The organism is Armatimonadota bacterium, from assembly GCA_013314775.1.
In the GTDB taxonomy this organism is placed as follows: domain Bacteria; phylum Armatimonadota; class Zipacnadia; order Zipacnadales; family JABUFB01; genus JABUFB01.
Genome location: JABUFB010000033.1, coordinates 1 through 10,509 on the forward strand (window position 1 = coordinate 1; position 10,509 = coordinate 10,509).

Consider the following 10,509-nt stretch of genomic DNA (forward strand, 5'->3'; position numbering starts at 1 on the left):
GAAGACTGGCAGGCTGGGGAGCCGGAAGCCGTCGCCAGCCTGCGGACGGATTTCGACGCGTCCATCGCATATCTCAGACCGCTCAAGGTGAAGCATCCCCGGCGCTATCGCACGACCAACGCGATGGAAGGCGGGGTGATGAGACCCTTGCGCCGCACCCTGGACCGCGCCACGACGTATCACAGCGACACAGGCGCCAACGTGGGGATGTTCCTGGTGATCGCAAGGCTCAACGCCAAGCAACGCGGCAACCCCTGGGTACACGAGACCGACGATCTTATAACTATGCTACACAACGCTGGACCTTAGATTTCCGTACAGGCCCCGAAGCACAAGGCGGAGCAACTGCGGCTGGCGAATCTGGGATTGGAGAAGTTGCGGTTCATGGTGAGACTGGCGAAAGACGAGCAGTGCATCAGTGTGAAGCAGTACGAGTTCGCGAGTAAGAGCATCAACGACATCGGCAAACAGATCGGCGTCTGCCACCCGCAGCCAGCGTCTGTCGTCGGCCAGGATTTCCAGACCATCCTCGACGATGCGGAAAAGCCACGGCTGCGAGTTGTGGCTGGAAGGGGCCAGGATCGCATAGCCCAGGAGGAAGCGGACCTGCTCCTGCCGCGGGCCGCCGGAGGGGAAGTCCGCCGGATCGAGCCACGGTCGGTTCATAGTCGCTCTCTTGCTCTCGGAGGCCGGCTAGCACCCGCCAGGCCCTGCCTCCGGCGCGATTCCTGCAATCAGCGCCTCCTACGGCGCGTACATAAGGCATTCGACGCAGTGCGGCATCTGCTGGGTCTGGACGAAGGCGCGGCCTACGCCCAGGCCCTCAAGGGCGCGGGCGAAGTCCGCGCCCTTTGCACTCTGGCTCTGCACGTACTTCGCCAGAGCCTTGGACTCCGGGAAGTTCGTGCGGAACAGGACCTTGGTTCCGGCGTTGTGCACGACCGCTTCGTGGAAGTCGTGGATTTCCTGGGACGCGACAATGACCCCTACCCCGAACTTGCGCCCCTCTTTCAGAAGGCGGGGCAACGTGGGGTCCTTGGCCACGCGGTGCGCCTCGTCCAAGACGACCATCAACCGAACGCGTTCCTGCTCACCCCACTGGAACATCTGGCGGTAGATGCGACGGAGCACGAAGGAGACGGCGGCATGCTGAAGCTGCTCAATCTGCAGGCTGCCCAGCACGACACAGGTGGGTTGCCGGAGCATGGCCTGGAACTTGTCGCCGTCGGTTACGTCGGCGAACAGTCCGAAGTCGAGCAGCTGGCGGCAACGGGCGACAACGTTCTTCGGAGCGCCCGGCTCCTTCTCAAGCTCCTCCAGCCGCCTTCTCAGGTGCCGCATGGGGGGATACGCAACGCCGTCCTCGAGGCCGGCGGCGCCGTAACAGTCAACCAGGGCGCGGTAGACGAGGTCGCGCTGCATCTCCCCCAGGCCGCAAACGAAACCGATGACCTCGGCAACCTCGTAACTCATGGTCTGCAGGTTGGGGGCCTGACCCGCCGTAGAGCTGACAGGCTCCAGGGGGGAGAATGGAAGCCCCGATGCGGCGTCAATCCTCTCCACGGAATCCGCTCTCGACTGCTGGAGGCTGTCGGCGAGGTCGCCGTGGAAGTCGAGCACAAGGAAGGGCACGCGATGGAGGATCAGAGTTCCGAGCACGTGCTGAACCGTGGTGGACTTGCCTGAGCCGGTGCTGCCGACCAACAGCACGTGGGGACTGCCCTGCAGACTCGGGGTCCACGTCACATCCTCGTCATCCAACGCCGACCGCCCCAGAGGGGTAGGGGGTATGCTCGTGGGGTCGTCACGCGTAGTGGTGTCCGGCTCCGGCACAGGCACGGGCTTTCTCGGCTCTGGTAGCGTCGGTTCGGGTGTATGCGTCGGCGCGGGGGCAGTCCCCTCCCCAGCTTTACGGGCAGGCTCAGGCGGCGGCGTCGGCCCGTGAATCGTGCGGAACTGAGTGTCCTCCTCAATGGACCTACGGCCGATGATGCGAATCGGGTGCCCCTTGTGGGTGACTGTCCGCGTTTCCGGCATGTTGGGAACCACGAGGAAGCCTGCGCAGACGGGGGTCGCCTGCGGGTACGCGGTTTCCAGACGGCGGATGTGGTTCCGGAGGGCGTCATAGTCTTCACGCTGCGCGATCCAGCCGTGACGCCAGGCACGGTCGAGGTAGTAGCCCAACAGGCTTCTCAGTTCTGAGCGCAAGAGAGCGTGGTCCGGGCGTGGCCGGTCCGGGAAGTAGCGCTCCATGAAGCGGTCGCGTGTGTGCTCCATCTGCATAACCATACGTTCCAGCAGCGTGTCGGGAGGTGTCGCTTCGGAACTGGTGCGGAACTTGACCTCCATGAAGGCGGCCCGGAGAGTCTTGGGCGTCAGGGTGACTGCCAGTAGGTCGCAGCGCAGATTGGGTCCATTGTCCTTGTCCCGTGCGCCAAACAGCCGGGCGTGGGGATCAATGGGCAGGAGCACGGTCCGGTCAAGTTCACCGGATGAACGCAGGTAGTCCGCCACCAAGGCCAGTCCAACCACTTCTCGGGCGTGGTTCGGGTCGCCGATGATCCGCATGGCGAGCCTGCCCGAGATGGCCTTGACGAGTCTGAGTACCCCGGTCACGCTCTCGTCGTCACTGGTGAGTTCAAGCTCGTCAAGGGCCTTGCGGAGCACGTCGGCCGCTTCCTCATGCCAGGAGGTGGTCACGATGAGCCGATGGCCGAGTCCGTCGGTGAACTCGGGAACGTGGTCAATGATGTAGCGCTCTGATTCCCGGGACAACTCGGGCTCGCGGGGGTAGTCGTAGAACTCGACGCCGAAGTTGCGGTCCACAGTGAGCACCCACTCGGACTGGTCGTGGAGGTGGTCCAGCAGTTGCTTCTCCTCGGGACCTAGTTGCAGGGTCACTGCCGGCAGGGCAGCCGCCTCCGCCGCGGGATCGACGAGTCTGGCGACAGCACGCAAGTGCAGGTCGTGGCCTGCCAGCAGCCGCCGGCTCAATAGGTCGCCTCGGGTCCCATCCTCCTCAACCCGGACATGGCGCGTCCACCGACAGCCAGAGTCCTCCAAGTTGAAGGTTGTAGTCCAACGAGTCAGCAAGGCCTCCGCGGAGTTGCTTACGCCCGCTTCGTCCTGGGGCAGGACGGTAACGAGTTCGGGACTGAACACGTCGGTGGCAATGGATACGTTCACGTCCCGGCCAGGCAGGTCGCGCACTTCGGCTAGGTCGAGGGAGCGCCGGGCAAGTTGTACGGTCGGGAGAAGGTGCGAAGCGCCTCGGCTCACGTTGTCCTGCTGCAGGTCGCGCAGCAGGTGATCCAGTCCAGGTGCGGGGCTCTGTGGACTGGCACGCCCGTGCACAACCAAGTCCAGCGGCTGTGCGCGCCGAAGACTGTCTTCATCATCCTCCTGCGGCCTGGCATACAGGCGTAGGGCTTCCGCCACAAAGGCGCCGCGGCCCGGGTTGACCGCTTGCACCCGCAGGGCGGGCAGGTACGGGTGCAACTGTGAGAACAGCCGCAACCGCTCAGCCACAGTCTCGGCGGATAGCGTGGAGGTCTCCTGGTCGGCATTCTCCAGTCCGACCATGTAGGCGACCTCCCCCAGGGCGCCGTCTGGGTCCGGGGTATCGGCGGGAACCATGACTGAATGGAGAAACAGCAGGCCTCCAGCGTTGACGTAGGCGCTCCCTTGCGCGTCACAAGCAAAAGCGGGCAGGTTGTGGGGCTGTAGCCGCTCAAACAGGGCCACGTCCACACGTTCCCGCCGGTCGGCAGCACTCATGGACAGCACTTGCTGCACCGCGTCTGCCATAAAGTCCCAGTAAGCGAGATACCATGCCAGCTTGAGCGGGTGCGTCGGCAGCAAGAGCACCGCTCGCACGGTTTCGTCGGCGCGACGCACCTCCAGCTCAAGGGTGTCCAGCGAGCACAGCAGGCGAACCTGCTCGAGGTCAGGTTCCACCGCGTCCTTCACTTGGTCGAGCAGTTCAGTGTAGCGGTTCAGGTAGTTCAGGATACCGTTGCGCAGGTCCTTATGCTCTTCGTCGTCGTCGAGTTCCAGGTTAGTGACGGAACCACACGCACCATAGCCTTGGCTCTCATTTCCCTCCATATCTCTGCTTGGGATTCGTTGGCGCAGGATGTTGCGGAAGCAGCGTTCCCGCGCGTTGAGGAAGAGACGCCAGGTCTCGGTGGCGGACACGTCTTCAGGGGCCGCAATCGCCTCGAACTCGTTCTCCTGCAGGGGGTCAACCGCCCCGACGGCTCGGTAGCGCCCCAAGTTGCCGGGGTGTTCCAGGCAGTGCCGCTCTAAGGCGGCGAGGTAGGGCGTTGAGGCGAGACGGTAGATGTGGCGACCGTTCACCAGCACCGGGTAGTGCAGAAGTCGACTGGCCTCGCGCTCCTCCGGCAGCCACGCAATGGAGATGTCCCTCTCTCCTTTGGGAAGCTTGAGCGCGTGGCGCAGTTTCACCATCGCCAGAGACGCTTCGGTGGACTTGCGGCGCGGCCCATCGCCATCGCCTCCGCCCACTTCCTCGGACAGCCAGAACGGCACACTGAAAGCCTCAATGACGGACTTGTCCTGACCCACTATCTCCCGCCCATGCGCGTCCAGTGCCGCTACGCGCACTTGCACCTTCCTGACCTCGATGTCGTCATCGACCGTGCACTCCAGCGTGAAACTTCGGCGGCTGGGCGCGACGTCCGTAGCAGGCAGGTCTACGCCTGCAACTTCCTCAGGGTCGTAGGTCTCTGGGTCCGGTACCAGACTGACGGACCAATGGCTGACATTCTCGGGCTTCTTGGGCGTGGTGGTCCACTTGATCTTCAGCTTCGCGTCCTTGGGCGCCTCCAGTTCCGTTCCAGGGCCACTAGGCTGCTTCAGGCCGCACCCATTGACCACGACGCCCGCTTCGTCCACAAAGGGCGCGAGGTCAATAGCCTCCAGATTCGACTGCTCTACGTCAGGAAAGACCCATTGCTCAAAAGTCAACCGACCGGGGTGCTCCTCCGCCAAGGCCCGCAACCAGCCGCGGACATCATTCAGTGGCCTGCCACTGAGAGCCTCCACCAAGCCGTCGCGGACCTCTCCCGGGGGCAGGCCGAGGGAGGCCACTCGTTCCGTAACGCTCATCTGCGGCCTGGCGGGTCGGGCCAGCCTGTTGACACACTCCCGGTTCTGCGGCAGTCGCTCGACCATGCGCTCAGTGGCCCCGAGGTCCGGAACGAGGCCGACCATCCACAGGTGCCGGCCGATCTCGTCCACGGATGCACAGCGGCTCACCGTGTCCAGGAACTCCACCTCGTGCTCCGTGGATGGGCGCGACCGCCCCCGGAACTGCTCCCTGACAACGCGCACCACAGTCGCGAAGTCGGGGTCTAGGTCCCGCCGCAAGCGGTCCGCCAAGTCTCGCAAGAAGCCTTGTACATCGAAAGGCTTGAAAGCGTTGCCCAGGGAGCTTGCGGCAGGGTCCCGGTTGTCCGCGGGCACGATCACGCACAGGACACTCCCCTTGCGGTTCCGCAGTTCTATCGCCCGGTCGCTGGTGATTGCCGTCTCGCCGTTGTGCCCGTCACCCAGGACGAAGGCCTGTACGTTCTCCGGGGCCAAGCCGCGGAGGCGCTTGCAGGCGTAGAGCGCTTCCTCCCGCGACAGGTAGTCCAGGCGCTCACAATGGCCCAGTTCCTTCCCTGCAAGCTCCTCAGCCAGCGCCTCCACCAGCTTGTCTAGGATGATCCTGCGGCTTGTGTCAGTCATGATCAGCGCCCTCCAGGGCAGGCTCTAGTGACCCCAGATCTCGCTCGGTTACGTACCGCGGCTCGATGTACTGCGCGTTGAAGTCGTCGGACAAGTCCTCAAAGACGCCCATCTGGCGCAGGCGGCGCTTGAGAGCCTCAAAGTTCTCCTTGGCCGCTGCGACCGTCTCCACGCTGCGCATCCAGTCCGGCGGGCGGTCAATGATGATGCCGTAGCGTTCCTCCAGAAACCGCAGGAAGTTGGCAAGAGACACCGGCCGCGGGCGCACATCGGTAAGATCGCAGTTCCAATCCGGCCGCACATCCGCGTAGCCGGGCATGACGCAGCAAAGTTGGACAAGGATCTCCAGCAGCCCCTCGCTCATCTGGAGCCGCCACGCGCGACGGCCACGAACATTGCCCTCCAGGATGCCGTCCGAGCGCCCCAGTCCCCCCACGGAGCGGTACCACTTCAGCATGCTGTTGACGATCTCCGAGCGTTGCGCTTCCTCAAGCAGGCGGAGCACGGCATCAACCTCATCTTGTGCACTCGCCAGGAGTTGAGAGATCTCGTGTGGCATGTCATCGGGGTATGACATACCGTTCTCCTCCAAAATGGCGTCCTTCTCCATCCCCGCCCGTGCCAGCGCCTTAGGGTCGGAGCGCCATGCGGCGATCTGCTGCAGGTTATGCGCAACGTTGGGTCCAGAGAAGTCAGGTTTCGGGGTCGTGGCGTTGATGTACCTGTGCAGCGTTCGCAACAGCAGATTGCTGCGAAGGAAATGCTGCACGCCGGTGAAGTGATCCTCGACTTGTTCCTGGGCCATACGCGCGCTCAGGTGGTGGCGGTCGCCCACCATGTCCACGTAGGATCTCACGGGCGAGGGCAGGTCGTCCTTGCCCAAGACCCAGTACGGGTCCACCACGTCTTCTTCCGCCAGCCGATTGGTCACGTACTGCAACTCCAACGTGTACACGAACATCTCGAAATTCAGCAGGCCCGCCAAGAACTGCGCGAGTGTCCTGCTGGGAACACGGTCTCGATAGGCGGTGATCAGTAGGGCTACATCTTGTGCTAGGCGGCGGGCGGACCGTGCCAACGCGGGCGCCGGAGGCCGTATAGGCGAGACCACGGAAGGTGGGCAGGGCTCAAAGCCGTCCAGATAGTGGAAAAGCCCCACCGTCTCTACATCCAACCGGGTATGACCATCGTATCTTCCCCCCATTTGTACCGTGTTGTCGAGTTGCAGGCCCTCGGCGAATGTGTCTTGTATGAACCTCAACCCGCGAATGGCTGTCGAGCTGGAACCGTGTGCCCGTTCCGCATCCGGAATCGGGTGCAGCAGTCCCGGCACCTCCGCCGTCAGGATCTGGTACACGAATGCCGGCACCCCTCGCACGCGGCGCCCCTCTGCTGGAAAGCCGGGCTTGTAGCTCAGGAAGCTCAGCGGCCTGATGTAGAAGATCTGCTCTCCCTTGCGCCAGCTTCTGCCACGTCGTGCCGTCTCGACGAAACTGGTTCTAATCCACTTATCCAGCACGCGGAGCCCGTCTGCGCTGTCGAACCCAACCATGCTCTTATGCTGGGCAAGTGCGTCCCTCCGCGCATCAATGTTCGTCGGGTCCGTCAGCTTCCCGCGCTGTCTGCCTCCGGAGCGGATCAAGTAGAACAGCGTGGGCAGTAGCGCCTCCACATCGAAATTATTCATTTCGAAAGTGAACAGCATGTCGAAAGCGAAGCCTTTGAGCTTCCTCGGCTCCTTGGGGAGTTTGATCTTCATGCCGTCTCGCCCCCTGACGTGATGGGCTCTCTTATGAGCTTGCCGTCCCGTTGGAGCACGCGGTGCAGAACGCGGCCGCTCTCCATCAGTACCACCTCATCCGATCTCAGGCGCTGCAGGCGGGTCTTGAACTGCCCGAGGTCCACGAGATAGGGCTGCCACTCCAGAACGTCCGGGACATAGCCTTCCCTCATGCGCATGAGTAGCTCAAACAGGTCCAGATGAACGCGCAGCGACGGGTCTCCGTCCATATGGACGAACTCGATGGTGTTCGGGCAGGTCTCGATGAACCGTACGTCCGTGGGTGTGACAACGCGGCATGTGAACTTGTCCGCCGGATAACGCTTGAAGACTGTGAACTCGAGCTCTTCCCTGTAAGCCGTCCGCACGCACAGGTGGCCCGCCCGAACGCTCGGCGCAACGATCCCGTCCGAGGCGGATATGGCATCACACAGCCAGTCCCGGACCTGCTCAGGCTCAACCGCGCCGCTAACGATCTTCTGGAAGGTCTCGGCGTGGCGGTAGGGCAGGAGGTCGGCGGGCGGCGGCAGGCGCCAGTCGGACTCGCGGACCCGCGCCTCATCCATCTCGAAGTACAGCACCCGCTTCATCACCCGATACCATTCGTCCCGGAGGGCCGCATAAGTGAGTCCGGACATGGGATTTGACGACCGACCAAAACCGGGGAGCAGGACTTCGTCAATGTGCTTTCGTTTTTCGGACCCGCGGTTATAGTGCAGGAAGCGCCCCCAGCGGGGCGTGGGGTATCTGCCCACGTCATAATCGGCGAGGTCCTCCAGTTCGTCATCAAGCTCCCCCGCGGGGTTGAAGACGGCGTTGAAGTAGAGCGCATCTTGCCAACCGTCGGACCTTACGCCGGATTGCACTTCCTCATGTATCTCCGTACAGCCTCGCACACCGGCGATTACGTACGAGAGCGCCGATCGCAGGTCGCGGATGGTCGTGTGGCGGACACCGCGCAGGTGGGTTAGATGGAACAGCCCGGCTAGACGTGCCCGCACCACGGCCCCGTTGCGCTCGTCAATGAGAGTGTCCCGGTTGAACCGGATGACGCACGAGCTTCGGGCTTTGCAGCCCTCACAGGTCGCCCAGCCCGGATGCTTCAGGATGGCCAGTAAGACACGTTCAAACAGCGAAGACCCCGTGGAGCTTTCCGCCGTTAGACAGCGGCTCTTGAGGTCCACCAGCGCGACGCGCGGCTCTCTGTCTACTCTCTTCCCCCGCAGCTTGTGGTAGATGACATTGCCCAGCCAGCCATAGCGGTTATTGTGCAGGAAGTAGTCTCGCAAGCGCCCGTCGTTGATGGCCAGCAGCGCCGTGAACCCAGTAATGTTCTTTGGGGGCAAAGGGCCGGCCAGAGGCGCCAGCATCTCGTCCAGTATCTCGTTGGCGTGTCTCCCCTTGTGGGACTCGCTGGCGTCGTAGTTTGCCGTGTACACCCTGCCGTTGAGCCCGGCTCTCCAGCCATTGGGGTTCTCGAATTCGAAATTCGCCCCCAGGCCTTCGAGCTTGCGGCGCACATGTTCCAGGAACGCGGTCTTGCCGTCGCCCGGGTTTCCGGTGAGCAGGACGAGCAAGAAGTCGCCCTCCATGATCTCGGGAACAAGCCTCTCATCCAATAGCGTGCGCACGTAAGTTCTCTCGGCGAATTCGGTGTCGAGCCCGCGGTTGTCGGCATTGCCTGTGCGGCTATTCTTGTAGACGGCCTGCAGGTCCGTCACAAGCGGGTTATCAACCCACTCCCCTTCTTCCACCACTGGGCGGCTCTGTATCACGGCTTCGAGAGCACGGAGCAACTCCCGCGCAGACCCCATGCGTCGGGCCCGATCAGGGTGGCAGCCCTGCTGCAACACCTGCGCATACTCGGCCGCCTTCTCATCCAGTCCAAGCGTCGCCACTTCTACCATTTGGTGCTTGTCCGCTGATGTGTCCGTGACGGCAAAGGGATACGTACCAGTTAGGACGCGGAACAGCACGACACTGGCGGAGTAGGTGTCGCATGAGGCGTCCCAGACCTCCCCCGTGTCAATCTCCGGCGCCCGGTAGCGCGGCGTGCCAACCATGGTGATGCCCGAAGCCGCGTCGGTGCGTGCCACCCCGAAGTCAATGAGCTTTGCCCCCACATCCGAGACGATGATGTTCTTGGGGCTAATGTCGCGGTGGCAAATGCCTTGCTCAGCCAGGTATTCACATGCGTCGAGCAGCCGGCGCGCTAGGTCGTGGGTCCTATCAAGGCTCCAGGGGAAATCGTCATCCAGCTCCTCCAGCGACGGCCCCGACACGAACTCCAGCTTCAGGTGAAACTCGTCGTTCGGGGGTCGCACGTCGTGCACCCGCACAATGGCGGGATGATGAAGGCTTTGCAGGGCGCGGAACTCCGTTCCCGCCAGGGCCCTGCAACAATCATCTCGCAGAATCCGCTTGAGTACGAACTGACCGCCGTAGTGTAGATCGGTGACGAGATAAGTCACAGCAGTAGCGCCGCGCCCCAGTACGCGGTCAACTCGGTACTGGTCGCTAATGATATCTCCCTGCTCAAACACTCTGGTCTCCTCCCTGCTGCCGCTCTTCTCGTCCGCGTCCTCTCGTCGGTCGGCTCTGTCTGCCGCGGCGAGGACTTCCGCCATCAGATGTGCACGATCTTTCGGGCTCGGAGCGTGTCCCATATTCAGTCGAAAGTGGCGGCGGGTCTTCTAATTTCGGCGGTTAGGCGATCAGGACCTGCTCTGGCAGGGGCCTGTACGGAAATCTAAGGCCCGGTATTGTGTAGCATAGTGATAAGATCGTCGGTCTCGTGTATCCAGGCCTTGCCGCGTTGGTTGGCGTTGCGCCTTGCGATCACCAGGATCATCCCCACGTTGGCGCCTGTGTCAGTGTGATACGTCGTGGCGCGGTCCAGGGTGCGGCGCAAGGGCCTCATCACCCCGCCTTCCATCGCGTTCGTCGTGCGATAGCTCCGGGGATGCTTCACCTTG

6 protein-coding genes are annotated in these 10,509 nt (G+C 62.9%); 1 reads left to right on the top strand and 5 read right to left on the bottom strand.

From position 1 onward, the window contains the following. The coding region (locus HPY44_22240; GenBank protein NSW58741.1) for a hypothetical protein at nucleotides 1–309 on the top strand (309 nt) is incomplete at its 5' end. Here the strand turns inward: HPY44_22240 and HPY44_22245 are convergent. The 5 genes from HPY44_22245 to HPY44_22265 all read right to left on the bottom strand — a co-directional run bounded on the left by HPY44_22245 (nucleotide 289) and on the right by HPY44_22265 (nucleotide 10,454). Continuing rightward, nucleotides 289–666 carry a hypothetical protein gene (locus tag HPY44_22245; protein NSW58742.1) on the bottom strand — a complete coding sequence of 126 codons (378 nt, stop codon included), beginning with the start codon at nucleotides 664–666 and terminating at the stop codon, nucleotides 289–291. The genes HPY44_22240 and HPY44_22245 overlap by 21 nt on opposite strands. Nucleotides 667–744: 78 nt before the next feature. After that, nucleotides 745–5,754 (bottom strand): type IV secretion system DNA-binding domain-containing protein, encoded by a 5,010-nt coding sequence (locus HPY44_22250; protein NSW58743.1) that lies wholly within the window; start codon nucleotides 5,752–5,754, stop codon nucleotides 745–747. Further along, nucleotides 5,747–7,513, bottom strand: a complete 1,767-nt coding sequence (locus HPY44_22255; protein NSW58744.1) for a hypothetical protein — start codon at nucleotides 7,511–7,513, stop codon at nucleotides 5,747–5,749. The genes HPY44_22250 and HPY44_22255 overlap by 8 nt, the downstream gene beginning before the upstream one ends. Continuing rightward, entirely contained in the window at nucleotides 7,510–10,077 is a 2,568-nt protein-coding gene (locus tag HPY44_22260; GenBank protein NSW58745.1) for a serine/threonine protein kinase, read from the bottom strand. The genes HPY44_22255 and HPY44_22260 overlap by 4 nt, the downstream gene beginning before the upstream one ends. Before the next feature lie 206 nt (nucleotides 10,078–10,283). Then, complete coding sequence (locus HPY44_22265) at nucleotides 10,284–10,454, bottom strand: hypothetical protein (GenBank protein ID NSW58746.1); 171 nt, start codon at nucleotides 10,452–10,454, stop codon at nucleotides 10,284–10,286. Nucleotides 10,455–10,509: the final 55 nt, after the last annotated feature.